24 protein-coding genes and 1 pseudogene are annotated in these 26,247 nt (G+C 56.5%); 17 read left to right on the top strand and 8 right to left on the bottom strand.

Annotated elements, in window-relative coordinates; genetic code table 11:
- Window positions 1-154 precede the first annotated feature (154 nt).
- From Q1K76_RS06765 to Q1K76_RS06740, 6 genes are all read left to right on the top strand, one after another.
- Window positions 155-766, top strand: coding sequence for a SagB/ThcOx family dehydrogenase (locus Q1K76_RS06765; RefSeq protein WP_300132042.1), 612 nt, complete (start codon window positions 155-157; stop codon window positions 764-766).
- Between the two features lie 22 nt (window positions 767-788).
- Window positions 789-1,496, top strand: a complete 708-nt coding sequence (locus Q1K76_RS06760) for a DUF5715 family protein (protein ID WP_258326785.1) — start codon at window positions 789-791, stop codon at window positions 1,494-1,496.
- Window positions 1,497-1,730: 234 nt separating this feature from the next.
- Window positions 1,731-3,710 carry an LTA synthase family protein gene (locus Q1K76_RS06755; protein ID WP_289540104.1) on the top strand — a complete coding sequence of 660 codons (1,980 nt, stop codon included), beginning with the start codon at window positions 1,731-1,733 and terminating at the stop codon, window positions 3,708-3,710.
- Window positions 3,711-3,725: 15 nt separating this feature from the next.
- Complete coding sequence (locus Q1K76_RS06750) at window positions 3,726-4,859, top strand: ABC transporter substrate-binding protein (RefSeq protein ID WP_300132039.1); 1,134 nt, start codon at window positions 3,726-3,728, stop codon at window positions 4,857-4,859.
- Window positions 4,856-5,905 (top strand): iron ABC transporter permease, encoded by a 1,050-nt coding sequence (locus Q1K76_RS06745; protein ID WP_298662837.1) that lies wholly within the window; start codon window positions 4,856-4,858, stop codon window positions 5,903-5,905. The genes Q1K76_RS06750 and Q1K76_RS06745 overlap by 4 nt, the downstream gene beginning before the upstream one ends.
- Window positions 5,905-6,930, top strand: a complete 1,026-nt coding sequence (locus Q1K76_RS06740) for an ABC transporter ATP-binding protein (RefSeq protein ID WP_300132037.1) — start codon at window positions 5,905-5,907, stop codon at window positions 6,928-6,930. The genes Q1K76_RS06745 and Q1K76_RS06740 overlap by 1 nt, the downstream gene beginning before the upstream one ends.
- Before the next feature lies 1 nt (window position 6,931).
- On the opposite strand, the gene lpxB is transcribed toward Q1K76_RS06740, so the two are convergent.
- From lpxB to Q1K76_RS06725, 3 genes are all read right to left on the bottom strand, one after another.
- Complete coding sequence (lpxB, locus tag Q1K76_RS06735; protein WP_300132035.1) at window positions 6,932-8,059, bottom strand: lipid-A-disaccharide synthase; 1,128 nt, start codon at window positions 8,057-8,059, stop codon at window positions 6,932-6,934.
- Between the two features lie 25 nt (window positions 8,060-8,084).
- Window positions 8,085-8,405 carry a heavy metal-binding domain-containing protein gene (locus Q1K76_RS06730; RefSeq protein WP_087409106.1) on the bottom strand — a complete coding sequence of 107 codons (321 nt, stop codon included), beginning with the start codon at window positions 8,403-8,405 and terminating at the stop codon, window positions 8,085-8,087.
- Between the two features lie 170 nt (window positions 8,406-8,575).
- Window positions 8,576-9,325: a protein phosphatase 2C domain-containing protein gene (locus Q1K76_RS06725; RefSeq protein ID WP_300132033.1), complete on the bottom strand. Its 750-nt coding sequence runs from the start codon at window positions 9,323-9,325 to the stop codon at window positions 8,576-8,578.
- Between the two features lie 343 nt (window positions 9,326-9,668).
- Between Q1K76_RS06725 and Q1K76_RS06720 the strand changes: the two genes are divergently transcribed.
- The 10 genes from Q1K76_RS06720 (at window position 9,669) to Q1K76_RS06675 (ending at window position 19,879) form a co-directional block, all read left to right on the top strand.
- The gene (locus Q1K76_RS06720) at window positions 9,669-11,096 is read left to right on the top strand and encodes a hypothetical protein (protein WP_300132031.1); all 1,428 of its coding nucleotides are present in this window, start codon (window positions 9,669-9,671) and stop codon (window positions 11,094-11,096) included.
- Between the two features lie 176 nt (window positions 11,097-11,272).
- Window positions 11,273-11,827: an XRE family transcriptional regulator gene (locus tag Q1K76_RS06715; RefSeq protein WP_087409109.1), complete on the top strand. Its 555-nt coding sequence runs from the start codon at window positions 11,273-11,275 to the stop codon at window positions 11,825-11,827.
- 78 nt (window positions 11,828-11,905) lie between these two features.
- Window positions 11,906-13,573, top strand: coding sequence for an AMP-binding protein (locus tag Q1K76_RS06710; protein ID WP_087409110.1), 1,668 nt, complete (start codon window positions 11,906-11,908; stop codon window positions 13,571-13,573).
- Window positions 13,574-13,592: 19 nt separating this feature from the next.
- Window positions 13,593-14,024: a DUF695 domain-containing protein gene (locus Q1K76_RS06705; RefSeq protein WP_087409111.1), complete on the top strand. Its 432-nt coding sequence runs from the start codon at window positions 13,593-13,595 to the stop codon at window positions 14,022-14,024.
- A complete protein-coding gene (proB, locus tag Q1K76_RS06700) occupies window positions 14,021-15,109 on the top strand; it encodes a glutamate 5-kinase (protein WP_300132028.1) in 1,089 nt (362 codons plus the stop codon). The genes Q1K76_RS06705 and proB overlap by 4 nt, the downstream gene beginning before the upstream one ends.
- Before the next feature lie 64 nt (window positions 15,110-15,173).
- Complete coding sequence (locus Q1K76_RS06695; protein WP_300132026.1) at window positions 15,174-16,427, top strand: glutamate-5-semialdehyde dehydrogenase; 1,254 nt, start codon at window positions 15,174-15,176, stop codon at window positions 16,425-16,427.
- 9 nt (window positions 16,428-16,436) lie between these two features.
- A complete protein-coding gene (locus Q1K76_RS06690; protein WP_300132023.1) occupies window positions 16,437-17,390 on the top strand; it encodes an N-acetylornithine carbamoyltransferase in 954 nt (317 codons plus the stop codon).
- An 18-nt stretch (window positions 17,391-17,408) separates the two neighbouring features.
- Window positions 17,409-18,569 carry a hypothetical protein gene (locus Q1K76_RS06685; protein WP_300132021.1) on the top strand — a complete coding sequence of 387 codons (1,161 nt, stop codon included), beginning with the start codon at window positions 17,409-17,411 and terminating at the stop codon, window positions 18,567-18,569.
- 15 nt (window positions 18,570-18,584) lie between these two features.
- Window positions 18,585-19,379, top strand: a complete 795-nt coding sequence (locus Q1K76_RS06680) for a thymidylate synthase (RefSeq protein ID WP_087409116.1) — start codon at window positions 18,585-18,587, stop codon at window positions 19,377-19,379.
- A 5-nt stretch (window positions 19,380-19,384) separates the two neighbouring features.
- Window positions 19,385-19,879 (top strand): dihydrofolate reductase, encoded by a 495-nt coding sequence (locus Q1K76_RS06675; protein WP_300132140.1) that lies wholly within the window; start codon window positions 19,385-19,387, stop codon window positions 19,877-19,879.
- Window positions 19,880-19,911: 32 nt separating this feature from the next.
- Here the strand turns inward: Q1K76_RS06675 and Q1K76_RS06670 are convergent, their stop codons facing one another.
- Window positions 19,912-20,367: a PepSY-like domain-containing protein gene (locus Q1K76_RS06670; RefSeq protein WP_258326800.1), complete on the bottom strand. Its 456-nt coding sequence runs from the start codon at window positions 20,365-20,367 to the stop codon at window positions 19,912-19,914.
- Between the two features lie 381 nt (window positions 20,368-20,748).
- On the opposite strand from Q1K76_RS06670, the gene Q1K76_RS06665 reads away from it, so the two are divergent.
- A complete protein-coding gene (locus tag Q1K76_RS06665; protein ID WP_300132018.1) occupies window positions 20,749-21,912 on the top strand; it encodes a DUF6359 domain-containing protein in 1,164 nt (387 codons plus the stop codon).
- Window positions 21,913-22,016: 104 nt separating this feature from the next.
- On the opposite strand, the gene tsf is transcribed toward Q1K76_RS06665, so the two are convergent.
- From tsf to rplM, 4 genes and pseudogenes are all read right to left on the bottom strand, one after another.
- A complete protein-coding gene (gene tsf / locus Q1K76_RS06660) occupies window positions 22,017-22,841 on the bottom strand; it encodes a translation elongation factor Ts (protein WP_087409119.1) in 825 nt (274 codons plus the stop codon).
- Window positions 22,842-23,004: 163 nt separating this feature from the next.
- Window positions 23,005-23,763, bottom strand: a pseudogene (gene rpsB / locus Q1K76_RS06655) (30S ribosomal protein S2); the annotation flags it as partial.
- 127 nt (window positions 23,764-23,890) lie between these two features.
- The gene (gene rpsI, locus Q1K76_RS06650) at window positions 23,891-24,277 is read right to left on the bottom strand and encodes a 30S ribosomal protein S9 (RefSeq protein ID WP_087409121.1); all 387 of its coding nucleotides are present in this window, start codon (window positions 24,275-24,277) and stop codon (window positions 23,891-23,893) included.
- A 5-nt stretch (window positions 24,278-24,282) separates the two neighbouring features.
- Complete coding sequence (gene rplM, locus Q1K76_RS06645; protein WP_087409122.1) at window positions 24,283-24,738, bottom strand: 50S ribosomal protein L13; 456 nt, start codon at window positions 24,736-24,738, stop codon at window positions 24,283-24,285.
- Window positions 24,739-26,247: the final 1,509 nt, after the last annotated feature.

Raw genomic sequence — 26,247 nt, 5'->3', positions numbered from 1 at the left:
TGAAAAAATGTGGTGTAAAAGTACAACTTTCCGCTCGATTCACCCGAAGGGTAACTCTTTTATTTTCTTCGACTTTGATAATTTTTACATTTTTATTTTAGGGCTCTACCGAATAAATCGTTATCTTTGTTCGTCGCACTCAAAACCAAGCAGTATGAAAATCAAAGGTTTACTTTTGTCGCTCCTCATAGCGAGCCCGATGATGGCCATGGCCCAGAACATCGAGCTCCCCGCCCCCCAGAAACAGGGAGGCCAACCGCTCATGCAGGTACTCGCCCAACGGGCCTCTACCCGCCAGTTCGATACCACCCGGGCCATCGATCCGCAAACCATGGCCGACCTCCTGTGGGCCGCCTGGGGATACAACCGGGAGGATAAACGCACGGCACCTTCGGCCCTCAACCGGCAGGAGATTTCGCTCTATGTCATCACCGCCCAGGGGGCTTACTGCTACGATGCCCGTCAAAACGTGCTGACTCAGGTAGCCGCCGGCGACTTCCGCAAGAGTGCCGGCAAACAGCCTTTTGCCCAGACGGCTCCGCTCAATATCGTTTTTGTGGCCGACCTCGACAAGGCTCCGGGCAACGACATGATGTTTGTCGATTGCGGTTTCATAGCCCAGAACATCTATCTCTATTGTGCCTCGGCCGGACTGGGCAGCGTGGTGCGCGGCTCGTTCGATGCCGCCGAACTGGCCCAGGTACTGAAACTGAATGAACGCCAGAAAGTAATATTGACACAGACAGTCGGCTATCCGGCTCGATAATCCCCCGGAAAAGCCTCACCTCATGCGTCACACCTTACTACCGATATTCGTCATCTTCGCCCTCCTCATCACCGGCTGCAAAGGCAAGCAGGTCGAGCCCGACTACCCCGACAGTTCCTTTATCGACACCTTCGAGGTGAAGCAGCAGACCCAGCCCCGCCCCACCGGTTGGCCGAAGAGCCCCATCCAGTACACCAGTTTCCGCAAACTCTTCAACGACCTCAACGACCAGCACCTGGCCATTGCCCGCAAAAACGGCATCGCCCCGCTCGAGTCGCTCGACGAGGCCCGCAGCATGGGCTTCTGGAAGCTGGCCAAAATAGACAGTTGCGAATACTACTCGGTCGACAAGCTCACCCACTCGATTCCCTACCTCACCCCCAGAACCAAGTGGCTGCTGATGACCATCGGGAAGAACTTCAACGATTCGCTCGAGAGCCGCGGTGCCGGCGGACGGCAAATCATCCTCACCAGTGCCCTCCGCTCCGACGAGTCCATCCGCTCGCTGCGCCGACGCAACACCAACGCCAGCGAAAACTCGGCCCACCGCTACGGCACCACCTTCGACATTGCCTACAACCGCTACAACGTGACCGACTCGACCTGCTTCGTCCCCTCCGACCGCCTGCGCCTGCTGCTGGGCGAGGTGCTCTACGATCTGCGCAAAAACCACAAATGCTATGTGAAGTACGAGGTTCGGCAGGGCTGTTTCCACATTACGGCCCGGTAAGACCGGCATATCTCTCCGAGCCGGACTCCGCTGCCCGAATATTCCACGCGGATGTGGGTGCGGTTGTTCCACGCTACGATGCGGAATCGTGCCAACAAAAGAGACTTCTCCCCACGCCCCAAGCTGGTCCTGCAGCCAGTGCGGGGGCGGCACAAACCACAGGAATTTCCGTTTTCATTTGCCTCGGCTTTCTCCTTTCACTATCTTTACAGCGTTGTTTAAGCAATACGACCGATGAAACGATATTTGTACGCCCTGCGCTATCTGGTTTCGATACATCTGCTGGGGCTTCTTTTCTTTGCCGCGTTCCGCCTGATATTGTTCATGCAAGGCTACGACTACCTGGCGGGTGAAAACCTGTCGGTACTCACCCGTGCCGAGGCTTTCGCCCGGGGCGTGTGGCTCGACAATGTGGTGGCCTGCTACATCATGATACTGCCGCTCACGGTGGTATCGATATGTGCCCTGCTGGGGTACTACGGGAAGGCGCTGTTCCGGGGCGTGGGCATCTTCTTCTCCCTCTTCTACGTGCTGGCCTTTGCCATATCGGCGGCCGACATACCCTACTTTGCCTACTTCTTCAAGCATATCAACGCCTCGATATTCAACTGGTTCGGCTACGCGGGTACCACATTGGGGCTGATGTTCGGCGAGTTCTCCTACATCGTCGCCTTCGTGCTCTTCCTCGCCCTCTCGATTCTCTTCGTCTTTCTGCTCCGCTGGTTGCGGCAACGCACCTGCCTCGACATCCATCGGGTATCGGACGAGAAATTTCACTGGCCCAACGAGCTGCTCATGCTGCTGGGCTCTATCGTGCTGATAGGCGGCTGCATGTTCGGCATCCGGGGCCGGGTGGGCTACAACCCCATCAAGGTGAGTGCGGCCTACTATTGCAACAATACGTTTTTGAATCAGTTGGGTGTGAGCCCGGCCTTCAATCTGCTGCGCAGCTCGCTGGAGGCTTCGAAATCGGAGAACCGCGAGATTGAGCTCATGGACGACCTGGAGGCCATCGCCCGCGTGCGCCGGGAATACCACATCGCCGACTCGCTGCCCGAGGTGTCGCCCATCGCCCGCCGGGTAGAGAACCCGGGCGAACCGACCCGCCAGAATGTGGTGCTCATCTTCATGGAATCGATGTCGGCCGAGCTGATGGGGCACTTCGGCAATCCGTGGCAGCTGACCCCCTTCCTCGACACCATCGCTACGAAATCGCTCTGCTTCAACCGATTTTTCTCGGCCGGCACGCACACCAACCACGCCATCCACTCCACGCTGTACTCCTACCCGGCTCTGATGAAACGCAACTCGATGAAGGGGGCCGTCATCCCCTTCTTTGCCGGATTGCCCACCATCCTGCAGGACAACGGATACAGCACCCTCTTCTTCATGACGCACGAGTCGCAATACGACAACATGAACGGCTACCTGCGCACCAACGGCTTCGACCGCATCTTTGCCCAGGAAGATTATCCCAAGGAGAAGGTGGTCAACAGCTTCGGCGTGCAGGACGACTTCCTCTACCAGTATGCCCTGCCGGTACTCACCCAGACGGCCCGCGAGGGTAAACCCTTCTTTGCCGCCCTGCTGAGCATCAGCAACCACCCGCCCTATGTGGTGCCCAAAGATTTCAAGGCCCGCAACAACACCGACGAGCTGCGCATCGTCGAGTTTGCCGACCACGCTCTGGAGCAGTTCATCACCCAGGCCAGCCGGGAGGAGTGGTTCGACAACACCATCTTTGTCTTTGTGGGCGACCACGGGAAGCTGGTAGGGACACCTCGCAGCGACATGCCCCTCAGTTTCAACCACGTGCCGCTGCTCATCTATGCCCCCTCGACCATCGAGCCGCGCCAGATCGACGACCTGGGCGGACAGACCGACATAGCTCCTACGCTGCTGGGGCTGCTGCAAATCGACTACGTCAACAACGGTTTCGGCGTAGACCTGCTGCGCGAGAAGCGTCCGGCGGTGGTCTTCACCTCCGACGATGCCGTAGGCTGCGTGAACGATTCGCTCTTCTACATCTATAAACCCAAGGATAACCAGGAGTGGCTGCTCGCCCACAAACAGACCATCGAACAGAGCGGCGACATAGCCGACCCGGCGGCCCGCCAATCGCTGCGCGACTACTCCTTCTCGATATTGCAAACGGCTCAATACCTGATGAGCAACGGCCTTACCGGCAAATACATAGGTTATCAACCCCGTTAAAAACCGATACCCGCCATGAACCGACTGTTTCGACTGATTTCTCTCGCCACCCTGCTGCTCCTCACGGTGCAGTGCCACAACCCCAAGACTCAAAAGTCGGGCGGGGAGGCGGCCAACGATACCCTCGTGCACTACGCCGACCTGCTGTCGATTACCCGTCACGACGGCTTTACCGACGTGGCCGTGACCAACCCCTGGGACACCACCCGACTGCTGCACCGCTATCTGCTCGTGCCCCGCGACGAAGAGCTGCCTGCCAACCTGCCGCAAGGTACGGTGGTGAGGACTCCCCTCGAAAAGACACTGGTCTACTCGTCGGTTCACGCCAGTGCCCTCGAGCTGCTGGGTGCGCTCGACCGGATAGGCGGTGTGTGCGACCTCGCCTACATCAAGACTCCGGCCCTGCTCGACCGGGCCAGCCAGGGCAAACTGGTCGACGCCGGCAACTCCATGAGCCCCGACATCGAGCGGGTGATGGAACTCTCGCCCGACGCCATTCTGCTCTCGCCCTTCGAAAATGCGGGCTATGGACGCATCGGCAAGATGGGCATCCCCATCATCGAGTGTGCCGACTATCTGGAAACTTCTCCGCTGGGCCGCGCCGAGTGGATAAAGCTGCTGGGGCTGCTCTACGGAAAAGAGGCCGAGGCCGATTCGCTCTTTGCCCAAATCGAACAGCGATACAACGCCCTGAAGGAGCAACTGGAACAAAGCGGCTCGAGACCGATGGTCATCAGCGAACTGAAAAGCGGCTCGGCCTGGTACATGCCGGGCGGCAAAAGCTACATGGCGCGCCTCTTTGCCGACGCCGGCGGCGCGTACCCCTGGAGCGAAAACGGCGAGTCGGGCTCCATCCCCCTCTCGTTCGAAACGGTATTCAACCGGGCGGGCGAGGCCGACATCTGGCTCATCAAGTCGTTCAACGTGGGACAACTCTCCTACCGCGCCCTGCAGAAGGAGTATGCTCCCTATGCCCGTTTCAAGGCCTTCCGCAATCATAATATCTACGGGTGCAACACGGCCGAATGCAACTACTACGAAGAGACACCCTTCCGTCCCGACCTGCTCTTGCAGGAGCTGGCGGCCCTCTTCCACCCCGATCGCTTCCCCCACTATCAACTTCGTTACTTCCAACCCTTAGCCGAATGAACAAGCCTCGCCATACCTCACGTGCCAAGCGCCTCATCGGGCTGCTCATCGTACTGCTGGTCGCCCTGTGTGCCGCCAACCTGTGGTTCGGGTCGGTGCAGATACCGGCCTCGGCGGTGTGGGATATTCTCTGCGGCCGGGAGAGCGAAAAAGAGGTATGGCGCTTCATCGTACTCGAGTCGCGCCTGCCGCAAATGGTGGCCGCCCTGCTCTCGGGAGCCGCGCTGGCCGTGGCGGGCCTGCTGCTGCAAACGGCCTTCAACAACCCGCTGGCGGGACCCTCGATACTGGGCATCGACACGGGGGCCAGTTTGGGCGTGGCACTGGTCATGCTCCTCTTCGGAGGAAGCCTGGGGCTCACCCAATCGACTACCCTCACGGGCTTTACCGCCATCATCGCGGGGGCCTTCGTCGGGTCCATCATCGTGCTGGGCACGATACTCTTCTTTTCGACTCTGGTCAAAAACAACATCATGCTACTCATCGTGGGCATCATGGTGGGATACGTCACCTCGTCGGTCATCTCGCTGCTCAACTACTTCTCCACAGCCGAGGGGGTACACTCCTACACCATCTGGGGCATGGGCAACTTCAGCGGCGTCACCGGCGAACAACTGCCCTACTTCGCCCTCTCGGTGGGGGTGGGGCTGGCCATCGCCATCCTACTCATCAAACCGCTCAACGCCCTGCTGCTGGGCGACCGCTACGCCGCCAACCTGGGGGTGAACATCAAGCTCACCCGCAACCTGCTGCTCATCGTCACGGGACTGCTCACAGCATCGACCACCGCCTTCTGCGGGCCCATCTCGTTCATCGGGCTGGCCGTGCCGCACATCGCCCGCCTGCTGCTGGGCACCTCGAACCACAACACCCTGCTGCCCGTCACGCTGCTCTGCGGGGCCGTCACCACGCTGCTGTGCAACCTCATCTGCATCCTGCCCGGCGAGTCGGGCATCCTGCCCATCAACGCCATTACGCCGGTGCTGGGAGCCCCTGTCATCATCTATGTGATTATCAATCAACGTAAAATACAATATTTCAACTGATGGAGAGCACGACCGCCATACTATCGGCTCAAGCGTTGAGCATCGGCTACCGCACGGGGCACCACGGGGTGAAGCAGATTCACCACGACCTCTCCTTTGCGCTGCATCGGGGCGAGCTCACCTGCCTGCTGGGTGCCAACGGGTCGGGCAAGTCGACGCTGCTGCGCACCCTGGCCGCGGCACAACCGCCTCTGGCCGGCACAATCACACTCGAGGGGCGCGACCTGTCGACACTCTCGGAGCGGGAACTCTCGCGCCTCATCGGGGTGGTGCTCACCGACAAGACCCAGACCGGCGGACTCACCGTCTACGAAATGGTATCGCTGGGGCGGCAGCCTCACACCGGATTCTTCGGACGGCTCGACCGCCACGACCGCCAGGTGGTCGACGAGGCCATCGAGGCCGCAGGTATCGCCCACAAGGCCGACACCTACATGGCGCAACTCTCCGACGGTGAAAGACAAAAAGCAATGATTGCCAAGGTGCTGGCCCAGGAGTGCCCGCTGGTGATTCTCGACGAGCCCACCGCCTTTCTCGACGCCGTGAGCCGCATCGAGACCATGACCTTGCTGCACCGCATCGCCACTACGCAACACAAAGCGATACTGCTGTCGACTCACGACATCGAGCAGGCGCTCGTGCTGGCCGACCGGCTGTGGTTGCTGCGCAAGGGGCAAGGCTTGTGCAGCGGTGTGACCGAAGACCTCATCCTCAACGGCGATCTCGACACGCTGTTCGACCGCCGCGACATCTGTTTCGACCGCGCACACGGCAGTTACTACCCCTCGGTACAATGGGAAAAGGAGATTGTGGTCGAAGCATCTGACGAGACCCTGCTCCACTGGACGGTCAACGCCCTCAACCGCAACAGCTACGGCTGCCGCATCGCTCCCGACGAAGACACCTCTTCACTCCCCCGCCTGACGGTAAGCGACGCGCACACGCTCACCCTGCGCACCGCTGCCGGAGTGCAGCCGTTCGCCACCTTTGACGCCCTCATCGAAGGGCTGAAAAAACAAGATTGATTTAGCCTCGCAGAGCTGAGACCATGGAGCGGGCAGCCTGCTCGGGCGCACCCGGCGCACCCAACCGACGGGCCACCAGATCGTAGCCGGCCAGCATGCGCTCGCGATTCTCTTCGTCGAACAGGCAAGCCAACTCGCGACGCAGATTCTCGACCGTAGCCCGGTAGCCCAGCAGCTCGCACACCACGGGAGCATCGGCAATGAGGTTGACCAGCGACACGTAGGGCACCCGCAAAATCTTCTCGAACGTCTTGTAGAACAGCTTGCCGCCACCTACCCAATAGCAGACCACCTGCGGCACCCGCAGCAAGGCGGTCTCGAGCGTAGCCGTGCCCGAGGTGACCAGTGCCGCCCGGCTCTGTTGCAACAGCCGGTAGGTCTTGCCCTGCACCACCTTCACCCGATGGCCATGCACATAGGGCGCATACAGCTCGGGTGCGATACCGGGAGCCCCCGCCACCACCAGCTGGTATTCGGGATAAGCCTCGGCCGCCTCGATCATCATAGGCAGGTTGTCCTTGATTTCAGAGACCCGACTACCGGCCAGCAAGGCGATAATGGGTTTGCGCTCCAGCCCGCACTCGGTCACAAAGTCGTCGAACGTCTCGTCGGCCTGAGGACGAGCCGCCAGCTCGTCGACCGTGGGGTTGCCCACATACTCCACCGCATAGTGGTGGCGGGCATAGAAATCGACCTCGAAGGGCAAGATGGAGTAGAGCCGGTCGACATAGCGGCGGATGCTCTTCACCCGCCACTCCTTCCAGGCCCATATCTTGGGTGAGATATAGTAATAGACAGGGATATTCAAGTGAGTCTTTACATACTTGGCAATCTTCAGGTTGAAACCCGGGTAGTCGACCAGGATCACCACATCGGGACGCCAGGCGGCAATATCCTGTTTGCACAGGCGCATGTTGGCCAGTACCTTGTCGAGATTCATCAGTACCGGGATAAAACCCATGTAGGCCATGTCGCGGTAGTGCTTCACCAGCGTACCGCCGCAAGCGGCCATGAGGTCGCCCCCGAAGTAACGGAACTCGGCGGCGGGGTCCTCCCGCTTCAACGCCTTCATCAAATTCGAGGCATGCAAGTCGCCCGAAGCCTCACCGGCAATCAGATAGTATTTCATAGACAAACCGATAGCATAATTGTTTCTACTCGATGCGCACGGCCGTACCGCTGCACGTCACCATCAGCATGCTGCCCGAACCGCCCACCGTTTCGTAGTCGAGGTCGATACCCACCACGGCATTGGCTCCCAGTCTCTGCGCCTCGCGCGACATCTCCTCGAGCGCCGTGTTCTTGGCCTCGCGCAGCACCTCTTCATAGGCGCCCGAGCGGCCGCCGAAAAAGTCGCGTATGCCGGCCAGGAAGTCACGCATCACATTGGCACCGATAATGGTCTCGCCGGTTACCACCCCGTAATAGGTCACAATTCGCCGCCCCTCTACCGTGGGCGTTGTCGTCAGTAGCATAATCTCTGTTTTTAGAATTATCTTCTACAAAAATAGTGCTCTTTTGCAACAACACAAACAAAACACCCGCAGATATGAAAAAGAGAACTCTCGGGCAGGACGTGCCGGTTATCTGATTGCGGGAACATGGATATACAATGTACAAGTTTCGGCAAGCATCCATCCTCGCCTCACGGGCGAGTCTCTACCAGAACCACGGTGACGTTGTCCTTCCCGCCGGCCTCGTTGGCCTGCCGTATCAGGGTCTCGACCCGCTGCTTCGCGGTGGGCTGTTCGGCAAGCACCTGTGCGATGGCCCTGGTAGGGAGCATGTCGTACAGCCCGTCGGAACAGAGCAGATATTGCGCGTCCGGCTCTACGGGAATAGTGGCCGTCCAGAAGTAGTCGGTCGTCCAGTCCAGCCGCCCCAGTCCCAAGGCCCGCGTAATCACATTGCGCCGGGGATGGTGCATGGCCTCCTCTTCGGTCAGGCGGCCCTCGTCCTCCTCGATACCCACCAGCGAATGGTCACGCGACAGTTTGGTCAATGCCCCCTCTCTGAATTGGTAACAACGCGTATCCCCCACATGGCACAGGTAGGCGACCGCCTGCCCGAAGTCGAACAGGAGGGCCGTAAGCACACACCCCATGTTATACCACCGGGGATTGACCTGTTGCGACACAATCGAATTATTGGCATATATCACCGATTGCTTCAATGCATCGAGTCCCAACTCCTCGACCGACAGCCCCTCCAGATAGTCTACCATACACTTGGCGGCCAGAGCTGCGGCTATTTCGCCCCCTTCGTGCCCACCCAGGCCATCGACCACGACAGCCAACAGATGACTGTCGTCACCCACAGGCTGAAGAAGATAGGTATCCTCGTTGTTCTGTCGACAACGCCCCACATCGGTCGCTCCATAACATACACTTTTCATCACATATTCGTTTTACATTTTACACTGGCTATCCGTTTCGTCCTCTCCCCGATTCCCCCTTGCAGCCACACACCGAATGCCACAGCGGAGCGTCTCGCGCCCCTTCTTGCCAAAGCCTGTTATCTCCTATGCTCCTTGTGCAACCAGTCCGTAAAATAGAAATGATTTTTCCCTTATCCCCTCTGTTTCGAAACAGAAATATCCATGTGGTAAATATAGCGAAAAAACAGCAGGAAACCAAGTTTCCGAATTTGAATTTTGCCTGCGGCCGAAAACAGGAGCCATTCAAAGAAATAGGCCGGCCCCTGCAATAAAGCCGCACAAAGCCCGTTTTTATAATACTATGAGAGCGATAACCGTTGCCATCACTTCGTTATGCCTGCTGGCGGCCACGCTGCTGACCGGCTGCATCGACGACGACTTCACCACGAGCCCGTCGCACGTGCTCGCGTTCTCGACCGACACGGTCGCCTTCGACACGGTATTCACCACGATAGGCACCTCGACCCGCTCGTTCCGCATCTACAACCCCAACAAGAAATCGCTCAACATCTCGAGCATCAAGCTGGCCGACGCCGAGCACTCGGGATTCCATATCAATGTCGACGGCATGTCGGGCGACTACTTTACCGATGTCGAAATCCGGGGCAAGGACAGCCTCTATGTCTTTGTCGAGGCCAACATTGACCCCACCAACCAGGACAACCCCATCTTTATCGTCGACTCCATCGTCTTCCTCACCAACGGCGTGCAGCAGGATGTGAAGCTCACCGCCTACGGACAGGACGTCATCATCAAGCGGGGTGAGACCCTCACTACCGACACCCGGCTCACGGCCGACCGCCCCTACCTCATCTACGACAGTCTGGTGGTGGCTCCCGGTGCCACGCTGCAACTCGACCCGGGCACCCGGCTGCACTTCCACAACCGGGCCTCGCTGCTGGTGCAGGGACGCCTGCAGGCCGAGGGTACTCAGCAGGCTCCCATACAGATACGGGGCGACCGGCTCGACCGCCTCTTTGCCGACCTGCCCTACGACAATCTGGGCGGACAGTGGGGCGGCATACACTTCTACCCCGAAAGCACGGGCAATGTCATCTCCCATGCCTATGTGAGGGGCATGAGTTCGGGCATCGTGCTCGACTCGTGTGCCACTGAAGAGATGCGCCTCGAGATTGCCAACTCGCGCATACGCAACTCGTCGGGCAACCTCATCACCTCGAACTACAGCCGCCTCTACTGCTGGAACAGCGAGCTGTCCGATGCTGCCGGGGCTGTACTCTCGCTCACGGGCGGCATAGCCGACTTCACCCACTGCACCATCGTCAACTACTACTTCTACGACGTCATCTCCTCGCCCATCGTCACGGTGAACTACTGCGCCGCAGCCGACTCGATCGACGGCGGTCTGCCCCTGCTGCGGGCCAGCTTCAACAACTCGATTCTCTGCGGCAAGACCTCCGAGGTGTCGGGCATCGACTTCATGGGCAGCCACGTCTTCTTCCGCTCGTGCCTCTTCAACTCCATGGGTACCGACGACGACAACTTCATCAACACCGTGTGGGGCGGCATGCCTCTCTTCAAGGCCACCGGCGAAGAGCATTACTACTACAACTACGAGCTGGGCTCCGAAGAGTCGCAGGCTATCGGCAAGGGCGACCCGGCATTTGCCGTACCCCCCCTCGACAAAGACATGTATGGCAACCTTCGTACCGACCGGGTCGACATCGGAGCCTACCAGTATGTGCCCCAGGCCGAGCCTCAGGAGTAGAACCTGCACACCGGTTTTGCAAATGCGCAACCCAGGTTATTACCTTGTCTACCTTTTCTTAATAAAAGTTACAAAATAGAATCGTCTTTTCTATTTTTTGTTGCATTTTTCTTTTTTGCTCTCTCATTTTGCTAATTTTGTAAGAGTTATTTAATCCTCTTTTAAACATTTGCACTATGAGCGAAGAGATAAAACAGATAGCCGAACGGCTGGTAGGGCTGCGAGATGCACTCGACCTCACGCCCGAAGAGATAGCCGCCGCCTGCCACGTCGACGTGGAGACCTACCGCGGTTACGAGTCGGGCGAAAAAGATATTCCCGTGAGTTTTCTGCACCAGATAGCCCGCCACTACGGCGTGGAATTGCCGGCACTCATGTTTGGATACGAGCCCCGCATGAACGCCTATTTCCTCACCCGTAAAGACAAAGGGGTAGCCATCGAGCGCACCAAAGCCTACAAGTACCAGTCGCTGGCAGCCGGGTTTGCCAACCGCAAGGCCGACCCCTTCATGGTGACCGTAGAGCCTACGGCTCCCGAAGCGCCTTTCACCCTCAACACCCACCCGGGACAGGAGTTCAACATCGTGATGGAGGGGAGCATGCACCTGCGCATCGGTGAAAAAGAGCTGGTACTCCACGAGGGCGACAGCATTATTTTCGACTCCACCCGGCCACACGGCATGAAAGCTATTGGCGAAAAGCCGGTCAAGTTTCTGGCCATCATCTTCTGACGGTCCACGAAACGACCTATTTATTTATAAACATCAAAACGAAATCGAAGGGGACATTCCTCTCTCATATACACGATTATGTTAGAACGCTTTTTAGATAAGACCTCTTTCTCATCGCAGGAAGACTTCATGCAGAATTTCAAGGTAAAGGTACCCGAGAATTTCAACTTCGGGTATGACGTCGTAGACGAATGGGCCCGCATCGAGCCCGACAAGCAGGCCCTGCTCTGGACCAACGACCGGGGCGAACGCATCGACTTTACCTTTGCCGACATCAAACGCGAGAGCGACAAAACGGCCGCCTACTTCCAATCGCTGGGCATCGGCCACGGCGACATGGTGATGCTCATCCTCAAACGCCGTTTCGAGTTTTGGTTCTCGATTATCGCCCTCCACAAGCTGGGTGCGGTGTGTATACCGGCTACCCACCTGTTGACCGAAAAAGACATCATCTACCGTTGCAACGCCGCCGACATCAAGGCCATCGTAGCCTGCGGCGACGAGATTGTACTCGGCCATATCGACCGGGCACTTCCTGCTTCGCCCTCGTTGCAGCACCGCATCTCGATAGGCCCGATTATCCCCGAAGGGTGGGACGACTTCCACAAGGGTATCGAGGCGGCTGCCCCCTTCGTGCGCCCCGAGCACCCCAACAGCAACGACGACATCTCGCTGCTCTACTTCACCTCGGGAACCACCGGCGAACCCAAAATGGTAGCCCACGACTTCACCTATCCGCTGGGTCACATCATCACCGGCTCCTTCTGGCACAACCTGCACGAAGGCAGCCTGCACCTCACCCTGGCCGATACGGGTTGGGGCAAGGCCGTGTGGGGCAAGCTCTACGGACAGTGGATTGCCGGAGCCAACGTCTTCGTCTATGATTTCGAGAAGTTCAAACCGGCCGACGTGCTCGACATGATACACAACTACCATATCACCTCGTTCTGCGCGCCGCCCACCGTCTTCCGCTTCCTCATCCGCGAAGACCTTACGAAATACGACCTCTCGTCGCTGCAATACTGCACCATCGCCGGCGAAGCCCTCAACCCCAAGGTATACGAAGAGTGGCTGCGCCTCACGGGCATCAAGCTGATGGAGGGTTTCGGCCAGACCGAGACCACCCTCACCATCGCCACCTACCCCTGGGTAGAACCCAAACCGGGCTCGATGGGCATACGCAACCCGCAGTACGACATCGACCTGCTCACGGCCGACGGTCGCCCCGCCGAGGATGGCGAGCAGGGACAAATCGTTATCCGTACCGACCACGGCAAGCCGCTGGGCCTCTTCAAGGAGTATTACCGCGACCCCGAAAAAACTCGCGAGGTCTATCACGACAACATCTACTACACGGGCGATGTGGCCTGGCGCGACGAGGACGGCTACTTCTGGTTCGTAGGCCGTGCCGACGATGTTATCAAATCGTCGGGCTACCGCATCGGCCCGTTCGAGGTAGAGAGTGCCCTGATGACACACCCCGCCGTAGTGGAGTGCGCCGTCACCGGTGTACCCGACGAGATACGCGGACAGGTGGTCAAGGCCACCATCGTGCTCTCGGCCGCCTATAAGGAGAAGGCCGGCGAGGCCCTCGTCAAGGAGATACAGGACCACGTAAAACGGGTGACCGCTCCCTACAAGTATCCCCGTGTGATCGAGTTTGTCGACGAATTGCCCAAGACCATCAGCGGCAAGATACGCCGGGTAGAGATTCGCGACAAGGACAATAAGGAAAAAGCTCAATAACCCCATAAAAACCGAGACCATGCAAGCAAGCAACGAATGGTTCGTGGCCGATGCCGAAAGCGAGGGGATGCCCCTCATCGTACGGGGCCGGCTGTTTCTCGACGCCCTCAGGCAGTCGGGGCGGTATACCACCCGCATCGCCCTCGTGTGGCCATACGGCGGCGACGGCAAGGGGCTGCCGACCGACAAGGAGACCCGGGGGCTCGACCTGCTCAACGAGCAGTTGCGCCAGAAGCTCGAAGATGAAGAGGCGGCCATACTCACCGCCATCTTCATCGGCAACCGGGCTGCCCGTTACGAATACTACGGCACGTCGGCCGAGGAGTTCGGCCGCATCGTCGAAGAGACCTTCGCCCAATATCCGCCCCTGCCCATACGGATAGGAGCCGAGAGCGACCCCGAGTGGAAGAGCTATATCGAGACCGTACAACAATTTGCCATACAGCCATGAGGTACAACCGCAAACGCATTGCCGTAAAGATAGGCAGCAACGTGCTCACCCGCCCCGACGGCACGCTCGACATCACCCGCATGTCGGCCCTCACCGACCAGATTGCCGACCTGCACAAGGCCGGCCTCGAGGTGATTGTCGTCTCGTCGGGGGCCGTGGCCTCGGGCCGCAGCGAGCTGCACATCGACCGCAGGCTCGACTCGGTATCGGCCCGGCAGCTCTTCTCGGCCGTGGGGCAGGCGAAGCTCATCAACCGCTACTACGAGCTCTTCCGCGAGCACCACATCGCCTGCGGACAGGTGCTCACCACCAAGGAGAACTTCTCGACCCGGCAACAGTACCTCACCCAAAAGCAGTGCATGGAGGTGATGCTCGAAAACCGCGTCATCCCCATCGTCAACGAGAACGACACCATATCGGTGACCGAACTCATGTTTACCGACAACGACGAACTGTCGGGCCTCATCTCGGCCATGATGGACGTCGAGACGCTCGTCATCCTCAGCAACATCGATGGCATCTACAACGGCACACCGGGCGAGCCGGGCAGCCGGGTCATCACCGAGGTGCGACCGGGCGAGGAGCTGTCGCAATACATCCAGTCGGGCCGCTCGTCGTTCGGGCGGGGCGGCATGACGACCAAAAGCCACATTGCCCGCAAGGTAGCCGACGAGGGTATCGAGGTAATCATCGCCAACGGCAAGCGCGAGAACATCCTGCCCCTCCTGCTGTGTGAGGGGAGCACCGAGGTGTGCACCCGATTCATCCCCTCGTCCACGCCCATCTCGAGCATCAAGCGGTGGATAGCCCACTCCGAGGGGTTTGCCAAAGGGCGGCTGCACCTCAACGCGGGGGCCGTCGAGGCCATTCACTCACAACAGGCGACCAGCATTCTGCCCATCGGGGTGACCCGGGTCGAAGGCGACTTCGAGCGCGACGACATCGTGCGCATTGTCGATGCCGACGGCCACACCATAGGGGTGGGACGTGTCGCGTTCGACAGCGAGTCGGCCCGCCAGCTCATCGGCAAGCAGGGAGCCCGACCGCTCGTCCACTGCGATTATCTCTACCTCGAGCAACTTTAACGGCAATCTTATTCCCGTACTCGAAAAAAAAGATTACTTTTGTTCAAATACACATATCACAGCCATGACTACCGATCTGTCACATATTCTCGACAATGCCCGGGTGGCCGCCAACAAGCTGAACCTCATCGACGATGCCACGATAGCCCGTGTGCTCTGTGCCGTGGCCGACGAGGCCGACCGGCAGGTCGACTACATTCTGCAGGCAAACCGCCGCGATCTGGAACGGATGTCGAAGAGTGACCCCAAGTACGACCGGCTGATGCTGACCCGCGAACGGCTGGCAGGCATCACTGCCGATATGCGACGCGTGGCCTCGCTGCCCTCGCCGCTGGGACGCACGCTGGCCTCGTACGACCGGCCCAACGGCATGCACATCGACAAGGTGTCCGTTCCGTTCGGCGTCATCGGCATCATCTACGAGGCCCGGCCCAACGTGACGTTCGACGTCTTCGCCCTCTGCATGAAGTCGGGAAACGTCTGCGTCCTGAAGGGTGGCAGCGACGCCCACGACTCCAACACCGCACTTATCAACATTATCAACAGGGTGTTGATAAGTCATGGAATAGACTCTAATACAGCCGTTTTACTACCCAACGACCACCGTTATACCGACCAGTTGTTAACAGCTGTGGGTAAAGTCGACCTGGTTATCCCCCGGGGCAGCAGCCGACTTATCAACTATGTGCGCGAGCATGCCCTCGTGCCGGTCATCGAGACCGGAGCAGGGATATGCCACACCTACTTCGACGAGGCGGGCGACCTGGAGAAGGGACGCCGCATCGTGTGCAACGCCAAGACCCGCCGGGTGAGTGTGTGCAACGCCCTCGACTGCCTCATCGTCCATCAAAAACGGCTGACCGACCTGCCCGCACTCTGCGCTCCGCTGGCCGAGAAGCACGTCATCATCTATGCCGACCCACAAGCCTACGAGGCCCTCGCCGGACAATACCCCGACGAACTGTTGCAACCGGCTACGGCCGAGAGCTTCGGCACCGAATTTCTCGACTACAAGATGGCCGTCAAGACCGTCGCCTCGTTCGACGAAGCTCTGGCACACATTGCCCGCTACTCGTCGAAACACAGCGAGTGTATCGTAACCGAGGACGAGGAACACAAGCGCCGCTTTACCCGGCAGGTCGATGCCGCCTGCGTCTACACCAACGTATCCACGGCCTTCACCGACGGCGGTCAATTCGGCTTCGGCGCCGAGATAGGCATCAGCACCCAGAAACTGCACGCCCGGGGGCCCATGGCGCTACCCGAGCTGACGACCTATAAATACATCATTTCCGGCAACGGACAAACCCGCGAATAAACTACGATTATGAGACACTTCACCAACGTACACGACATAGGCGATTTGAAAACTGCCGTCCGCGAGGCCCTCGAAGTGAAGGCCAACCGCTTCGCCTACAAACACCTGGGACAGGACAAGACCCTGATAATGATCTTCTTCAACTCGAGCCTCCGCACCCGGTTGAGTACCCAGAAGGCTGCGATGAATCTGGGCATGAACGTGATGGTGCTCGACGTGAACCAGGGCGCCTGGAAACTCGAGACCGAACGCGGCGTGGTGATGGACGGCGACAAACCCGAGCATCTGCTCGAGGCTATCCCCGTGATGGGCTGCTACTGCGACGTCATCGGGGTACGCTCCTTTGCCCGCTTCGAAAACAAGCGCGACGACTACGAAGAGAAGATTCTCAACCAGTTTATCCAATACTCGGGACGCCCCGTCTTCAGCATGGAGGCGGCTACCCGCCACCCGTTGCAGAGCTTTGCCGACCTCATCACCATCGAGGAGCACAAGCAGACCGAACGCCCCAAGGTGGTGCTGACCTGGGCGCCTCACCCCAAGGCGCTACCGCAAGCGGTACCCAACTCGTTTGCCGAGTGGATGAACGAGACCGACTACGAGTTTGTCATCACCCATCCCAAGGGATACGAACTCGACCCGCGCTTCGTGGGGAAGGCCCGCGTGGAGTATGACCAGCGCAAAGCCTTCGAAGGTGCCGACTTCATCTACGCCAAAAACTGGGCGGCCTATGCCGACCCGCACTACGGCGAGGTGCTGAGCACCGACCGCAGTTGGACGGTCGACAGCGAAAAGATGGCCCTCACGAACCATGCCTACTTCATGCACTGCCTGCCGGTGCGGCGCAACATGATCGTGACCGACGACGTCATCGAGAGCCCGCAGTCGCTGGTTATCCCCGAAGCGGCCAACCGCGAAATCTCGGCCGAGGTCGTTTTGAAACGCATACTCGAATCTCTTTAATCAATAAATTCTACTCCTATGAAACGGTTTTTGATTCTCCTTTTGATAGCGCTCTTGCTCCCGGCATACACCCGGGCCGAAGAATTTGCCGACTATAAGTTCTGGAACGAGGGCAAACTGACCTGGGACGACTTTCAGGATACGCTCAGTCTCAAAAGCGTACCCGCGGCTTTCACCGCCTTCCTGCGCATCGAGAAGACCAAAAACCGCGACGGAAACACCAGCACGGTACGCAACGAGGCCCAAGCCTGTTTCGACCGTCGGCACTCCTTTGCCGACTCGACGATGCGCACCGACAATCAACTGCGTTTCTTCCAGCTCAAATACGACCTGCTCGAGCTTTATCGCCGCCGGTTGCAGACCGAGCTGAACCTGGGCGTGGTGGGCATTGAGGCCGACAACCGCACCCGCCAGTATATGGACCTCTACAAGGAGCAAAGCCAGAAGGCCGAAGAGGAGACCGAGCACGGACAAAACGAGGAGAAACTGCAAGAGTGGGAGTTTTACGTAACCAAAGAGCTCATCGAGAATCCCGCCCCGTCGATACCCCGCATCTCGCCCCGCCGGTTCGGCTACGGCTTCTACCTGGGTACGGGGGCATCGTGGCCCGTGGGCGACATCGAACACTATTGGGACCCCGCCTGGCAGATACACTTCGGCTTCGACCTGGGCTACATCAATACCCACCTGTTGTGCGACTTCTCGGCCGGTATGGCCCGCACGCGTCGCGACATACGGGTACAAAAGGGCAACATCCACGACGTGTGGCTGCGCAACGGACACAACTCCTACACCTCGATTTCGCTCAGTCTGGGCCAGCAACTGATTTCGACCAAATACTTCGCCCTCATGCCCTACGCCGGCTGCATCTGGTCGGGCTACTCCGATCAGGTGAAAATCCCCGAAGGCAGCAACGAACGGGCTACACTGGCCTACGCCAACTTCAACTGGACGGCGGGCATCTGCTTCGACTACCGCTTCTCCAACACCATATCGATGGTTCCCTCGTTCTGGCGCGGACACCGCGAGATATTCACTGCGTCGATTCGGACCAAAATCTTTATCAACCGCGAACAATTCAAGAATTTCAATGCCATACAAGGCGACATGATTCGGGGCTGCAAACTGGGATTCTCCATCTCGTGCCTCGGCTTCAGCCGCCTGCTGCAAATTCAATAAGCATAGATACACGACATGAAACAATACCTCGACCTACTGCAACATGTGCTCGACCACGGCCTGCTCAAGGAGGACCGCACCGGCACCGGCACCCATAGCGTATTCGGCTACCAGATGCGATTCGACCTGCACGACGGGTTCCCCCTGCTCACCACCAAGAAACTGCACCTCAAGTCGATTATTTACGAACTGCTGTGGTTTCTCAAAGGCGACACCAATGTGAAATATCTGCAGGAGCACGGCGTACGCATCTGGAACGAATGGGCCGACGAGAACGGCGACCTGGGCCACATCTACGGTTACCAGTGGCGTTCGTGGCCCGACTATAACGGCGGGCACATCGACCAGATAACCGAGGCCATCGAGACCATCAAGCACAATCCCGACTCGCGACGCATCATCGTGAGCGCCTGGAACGTCGCCGACCTGCCCCAGATGAATCTGCCCCCCTGCCACGCCTTCTTCCAGTTCTACGTGGCCGGCGGCAAACTGAGCCTGCAACTCTACCAGCGCAGCGCCGACATCTTCCTGGGTGTACCCTTCAACATCGCCTCGTATGCCCTGCTGCTTCTGATGGTAGCCCAGGTTACGGGGCTCGAGCCGGGCGAGTTTGTCCACACGCTGGGCGATGCCCACATCTACAACAACCATCTGGAGCAGGTACACGAGCAGCTCACCCGCGAGCCGCGTCCGCTCCCCAAGATGAAGCTGAACCCCGACGTGAAGAGCATTTTTGATTTCAAATACGAAGATTTCGAACTCACCGATTATAATCCGCACCCCCACATTGCGGGAAAAGTATCTGTATGACGCCCATGACCCCGATAGCCCTCATCGCCGCCGTAGCCGACAACGGTGCCATCGGTCGCAACCAGCAGTTGCTGTGCCATCTGCCCAACGACCTGAAACATTTCAAAACCCTCACCTCGGGCCACACCGTGGTGATGGGGCGCCGCACCTTCGAATCGCTGCCCAAAGGGGCTCTGCCCAACCGACGCAACATCGTGCTCACCCACAATCCCGGGCTCTCGTGGCCGGGGATCGAGGTGGTGCACAGCCTCGACGAGGTGGCTCCCCTGTCGCCCGACGAACGTATCTTCATCATCGGCGGGGCCACCCTCTACAACGAGACGATCAATCGGGCCGACACCCTCTACATCACCCACATACACCACACCTTTGCCGACGCCGATACCTTCTTCCCCCCAATCGACGAGGCCCTCTGGACAAAAGAAGAGGTGCAGGAGATGCCTGCCGACGAACGGCACGCCTACCCCTACACCTTTGTCACTTATCGACGCAAACGGTAAACCTGCAAAGGAATTGCCCGAAAGAGAGGGGGTCAACGACCTCCGCCGGTCGTGGTCACCTCGCCGTCGTTGTTGAACTTCACTTCGGTGACGGGCGCCGTATTCAGTTCAATCTGGTATCCCCAACTGTAGCGCGACACCTCTACGATGCCGGCATCGGGGTACTGCGTAGCCGTATAGGTGAGCAGATTGCCCGGCAGGATGCCTATCTGCAACGCCGAAGGCAACACCTGCAGATTGCCGTCGACCTCTTGCCAACCGCCGTCGCGGTAAAACTTCAACTCAAAACCGTTGCTCAACCACAATTTATAGCGGGGCTCATCATCCTCCTCTTCGGCCTTGAGCACCTGCACATCGGCAAAGTAATTGTCGACAAACTGGTGAATGGCAGCCGGCAGATGCTGATAGTCTACCCGCTTGTCATCGTCGCAAGAACTCATCGCTACCCAAGCGAACAAAACCATAAAACTGCACAAGATTTTCTTCATAAGACTCTTTTTTGAATGAATGACTATACAGCATCATAACAATATTAGAGGGTAATGGGTCATCTTTTTATGCAAAATTTTAGCTCGAAAGAGCACAAAGAGCAAAGCATTTTGTAACACGTTTGTAACAATCGCCTGTCATATTGCCACAAAAACCCCTGATTGTAAAAATAATGTTAAATACCAGCGATTTTTTTCTACTTTTTGCTTGCATATAAAATTATATGCGTACATTTGCAATGTGTTTTTCATGGTATTAGAATTAAGGTTAACAAAGATTGGTTGTCGTGATGACAATCAATTTTTTTGTTTTAAACCTTTTGCGCCGGAATCGAGGGGTTTTCGTACCTTTGCCCCACCTAAACCAAAACTCGATTTCCCATGAAACTTCGTCTATTATCGTTTATCATCTTACTCGTTTCTATTCTCCCGGTTATGGCCGGTGACGGCAGTTCGGCCCAATCGCCCCTCACCGTATCGCAGGCCCTCGCCAAGAAAAACGACCAGAAAAGCTACTACGTGAGCGGATATATCGTAGGCGAATATCGCGACTACTCCAACAACAAGCATTTCTACTACCTGGCTCCGCCCTTCGACGGTACTTCGGCCTACCTGATTGCCGACGATGTAGACGAGATGGACCTGAGCCGAATGATGCCCGTACAGATAAAAGACTATGTCGACAACTACAACCTCGACGAAAACCCGCAATACTGGCGCAAGCAGCTCACCGTGAAAGGTACGCTCACCGACTACTTCACACTGCCGGGCATCAAGAACCTTACCGACTGGATTGCCCCGGCCGAACCGCTCGACGACGAGTCGCAATACTGGAATTTCTACGAGACTTTCGAGACGAAAAAAGCCTATACTCCCGCCGGAGAGCAAATGTACAGCGGCGGCACCTACACCAGCAGCGAGACCTGCCGATGGGAATTTACGGGTGCTACCTACGGCGACAGTTCCAACGACATGAAGTGGGACAACGCCGCTGCTCACCTGCGCCTCACCCAATCGACCAGCGGCGAACCGGGCTATATCTGCATGCTCGACGACAAGACCGACGGCATAGGCTACATACGACTGTGGACCGCCCGCTACAAAGAGGACAAAGGAGCCGCCTCGTTCGGCATCTTCCTCTCCAACGACCAAGGGGAGAGCTGGGAAACCGTGCAAACCGACATCGCCATCGAGAAAGAGCTCACCGAATACCAGTTCAAGATTATGCGCCCCGGCACCTGGCGCATCAAGATTGCCAAGACCGACCCGTCGACCAACGGCATAAACATCGACAACATACACATCAGCGACTACTACACCCCGTCGGCCGTTACAGCTACCTCTACCGAGGCCACAACTCGCCTGTGGGGTACCCAAGGCACTCTCTGTTTCGAAGCCTCACAGCCTGTCAACCTCCGCATCCATACCCTCGACGGTACTCTCGTAAGCGAGCAACATATCGCCGGCCACGGCTCCCTGCCACTCCCTGCGGGCTTCTACCTGGTATCGACACCGACCAGCACCGTGAAGGTGGTGGTGCGATAGTACGCCAACTTGTTTGTCGATGCAATCGATTCGAAATTCAAATACAAAAAAACGCCACATCGCATGATGTGGCGTTTTCTATATTCGGTAACCCTATCTCTTGATTACTCCTCGTTCAGAGTAACACGCTTGAAGGCAACAGCCGTAAGCTCTTTGTTGCTGGTTTGGAGATATTGTTGAATGTTGTGCTTCGGATCTTTTACGAACGATTGCTCGAGTAGACAAACCTCTTGATAGAATTTGTTCAGACGACCTTGAGCAATCTTGTCGAGCATCTCTTCCTTCTTACCCTCTTGACGAGCTTTCTCTTTAGCGATTTCGAGCTCTTTAGCTACCACGTCGGCAGGAACATCCTCGCGACGAACAGCCAGAGGACTCATAGCGGCAGCCTGCATGGCTACGTCGTGAGCAACTTGATAGTCGGTATCAGCCAAATTGAAACCTACGATGGTAGCCAGTTTGTTACCCGGGTGAACGTATGCCGTGGTATAGGGAGCCGAGATAGCCTCGTAGTAACCGAGTTCCATCTTCTCGCCCGTTTTACCAATCTCGTCAACAATCAGGTTGGCAACGGGAGTACCGTTGATTTCCAAAGCCTTTACAGCGTCCATATTGGCAGCTTTTGCATCGATGGCAGCGTTGAGGATAGCACGGGTCAACTCTACGAACGATTCGTTCTTAGCCACGAAGTCCGTTTCGCACTTCAAGGCAACGATAGCAGCGAAATCGCCTTTAGCGGCAGCCAAAACACAACCTTCAGAGGCTTCGCGGTCTTCGCGTTTTGCAGCGACGGCCTGACCTTTTTTACGAATAATCTCTTTTGCAGCTTCAATATCACCGTTGGTCTCGGTCAATGCATTTTTGCAATCCATCATACCGGCACCCGTCAGTTTACGCAGCTTGCTGATTTCAGCCATTGTAACAGCCATATACTTAATCTCCTATTCTTTAAATTAGAAACAAACAAAGAGTGGAGTCGGTTCTTTGACTTCACTCTTTGTCTTTTGATTATTTTTATTCTTCTACTTCTTTAGCTTCGGCTTCAGGAGCTTCCTCGGCATCGGCAACCTCGGCATCATCGGCTTTCTTGCGCGAGATACGAGCTTTGCGCTCTTTCTTTACAGGAGCCTCCTCGCCTTCGGCAGGAGCATCTTCTTTCATAGCTTTACGCTCTTCCAGACCCTCGGCAATAGCACCGCAAACGGCGTCGAGGATAACTTCGATCGATTTCGAAGCATCGTCGTTGGCAGGAATTACGAAATCTACGTCATTGGGGTTGGAGTTGGTATCGACCATGGCAAATACGGGGATACCCAGACGGTTGGCCTCGCGTACGGCGATGTGCTCTTTGAGAACATCGACAACAAACAGGGCCGACGGCAGACGGTTCAGGTCGGCAATGCTACCCAGCGTCTTCTCCAATTTGGCACGTTGACGAGAGATTTGCAGTTTCTCACGTTTCGACAGGTTGTCAAACGTACCGTCTTTTTCCATCTTGTCGATGGTCGACATCTTCTTCACAGCCTTGCGGATTGTGGGGAAGTTGGTCAACATACCACCCGGCCAACGCTCGATCACATACGGCATATTTACGGCAGAAGCCTTGTCGGCAACCACTTGTTTAGCTTGTTTCTTCGTAGCTACGAACAGGATTTTCTTGCCCGATTTGGCAATCGATTTCAAGGCAGCAGCGGCCTCGTCGATTTTGGCTACGGTTTTGTACAAGTCGATGATGTGGATACCGTTACGCTCCATGAAGATGTAAGGAGCCATAGCGGGATTCCATTTTCTTTTCAAGTGTCCGAAGTGAACACCGGCTTCCAATAATTGGTCAAAAGTTGTAATAGACATTGGTTTGATTTTAATTTGTTTACATTCTACTTATACAACCTCAAGGTAGCTTACCCCACAATAGAGTAAAGTCCTTGCGGTTTGGATACTAAACACAAATATATCTTCGGCACAGAGCCGTCGCATATTAACGTTTACTGAACTGGAATCTCTTACGAGCTTTGGGACGTCCCGGTTTCTTACGCTCAACAGCACGCGGGTCGCGAGTCATGAAGCCTTCGGCTTTGAGGGCCGACTTGTCTTCGGGGTTGATTTTTACCAAAGCACGCGAGATAGCCAAGCGCAGAGCTTCGGCCTGGCCTTTGAAACCACCACCGTTCAGGTTTACTTTGATATCATATTTCTCGGCAACGCCCAGTTTTTCGAGCGGTTGCTTTACAATGTATTGAAGTATCGAAGAGGGGAAGTAAACGGCCAACTCTCTTTTGTTTATGGTTACTACACCCGTACCTTCGCTCACAAATACTCGTGCTACTGCGGCTTTACGTCTGCCTAATGCATTAACTACTTCCATATTACTTATTTAAGGGTGTTAATATCAATTGTTTTGGGGGTTTGTGCAGCGTGGGGATGCTCGCTACCTGCATAGATATATACATTTCTCAGCAGTTGAGCGCCCAGTTTGTTTTTGGGAAGCATACCTTTCAGCACACGTTTGAATAATTTCGATTCTCCTTTTTTCATCAGAACAGCAGGAGAGAGCTCTCTCTGACCACCGGGATAGCCCGTAAAGTTCAGATAAACCCGATCAGTCCATTTTTTACCCGTCAATTGCACTTTGTCAGCGTTGATGATAATCACGTTATCACCGCAATCTACATGAGGAGTATAGCACGGTTTGTATTTACCACGCAATATCTTAGCAACTTTTGCACACAGACGACCCAAAACTTGGTCGGTTGCATCTACTACAACCCACTCTTTCTTAGCGGTCTCTTTGTTTGCAGAAATGGTCTTATAACTTAAAGTATCCACCGTTTATTGTTTTAATAATTAAACACTTAAATAACAGCAGTGCATACATTCCCGGCCAAAGGAATAACGACTGCCATTCAAATTTTCTCAAATTTGGGTAATAATCGGACTGCAAAGGTACACGCTTTTTATTTGAAAAACAAAAGATTTTGATTTTTTTCTTCGTAAATAGCCTTCAACCCCACAACATTATAATAAAACCAAACTATCCCCACGCAAAAATCGACTAACCAGCGCCAACCCGTCGGCCTATTAGAAAAAAGATAGAAGAGCAAGGGGGGGGCGCTTCTTTTGTGTCACCCCGCACTCGATGCGGGGACCAGTTCATGACATAAGAGGAATAGCAACAGTAACTCTCCCCCCAGATATTTATGGATACAGCGTCAGAGCGCATGACCAAGGGTGTCACCCCGCACATGATGCGGGGTCCAGATAAGTGTTGCTTATGGGTACTACAACGCGGGTACCTCTTGAATACCGAGTTACCGTTCGGAATGACCGAAGCGCGTAGCCCAGTCCGGCCTATGGGAGAAAGCGGAAAGAAAAATGGCGGAGAGGGACGAACATGGGAAAAAGATGTTTGAGCCGAAGTGTATCGGTCGAGAACCTGGAGCTGTATAGCCAGCCGAACAGCTGCTACGGAGCGAGCCCGGCGAGTTCTTTTTCCCCGGACCTCGCAGTCATTTTTCAGCTTTCGGACATCAGCCGGGAGCTTTCTTTTGGCTTCCCCTTTTCTTTTGCGGGAAAAGAAAAGGGCGATTCTGGATGCACGGGCCGTGCTCCCCAGTGGCCCGGACGGTACTGCCGGCTGTTTTCTTTGGGTATAAACAGCGGGTATATCCTGGATGCCGCGTCGAGAACCGTGTCAGCCCGCACAGCGATGCGGGGTCCAGGAAAGAGAATCTTACGAGTAAACTTGCCGGTATTCTCTGGATCCCGCGTCGGAGCGCGGGATGACCTTTGCCGATATTCCTGAATCCCGCATCGGAGTGCGGGATGACTGGGAGACCGCATCAGGGGCGATTGAGCAAACTAAAAAGGTGATTATAAAAAAGTGCGGTATAAGTTTACCAAAGGTACGGGATGACCTTTGCCGATATTCTCTGGATCCCGCATCAAAGTGCGGGATGACTGGGTGACCGCATCGGGGGCGATTGGGTAAACTAAAAAAGGTGATTATAAAAAGATGTGGGATATGTTTACCAAAGGTACGGGATGACCAAGGCGGGTATCCCCTGGATCCCGCATCAAAGTGCGGGATGACTGGGTGACCACACCGGAGGCGATTGGGTAAACTAAAAAAGGTGATTATAAAAAGGTGTAGGATCTGTTTACCAAAGGGCGGAATGACCTTTGCCGGTATTCTCTGGATCCCGCGTCGGAGCGCGGGATGACTGGGCAACCACATCGGAGTGCGGGATGACTGGCCACCCTCGCGACGTACCCTCCGGGGGATTGGGGAGGGCATAAAAAAAGAGCCGGAAGGTTGTCTTCTTCTGACTTCCTTCC

This window comes from uncultured Barnesiella sp. (assembly GCF_946496565.1).
Taxonomy (GTDB): domain Bacteria; phylum Bacteroidota; class Bacteroidia; order Bacteroidales; family Barnesiellaceae; genus Barnesiella; species Barnesiella merdigallinarum.
This window is presented reverse-complemented; position numbering and strand designations above follow the sequence as displayed.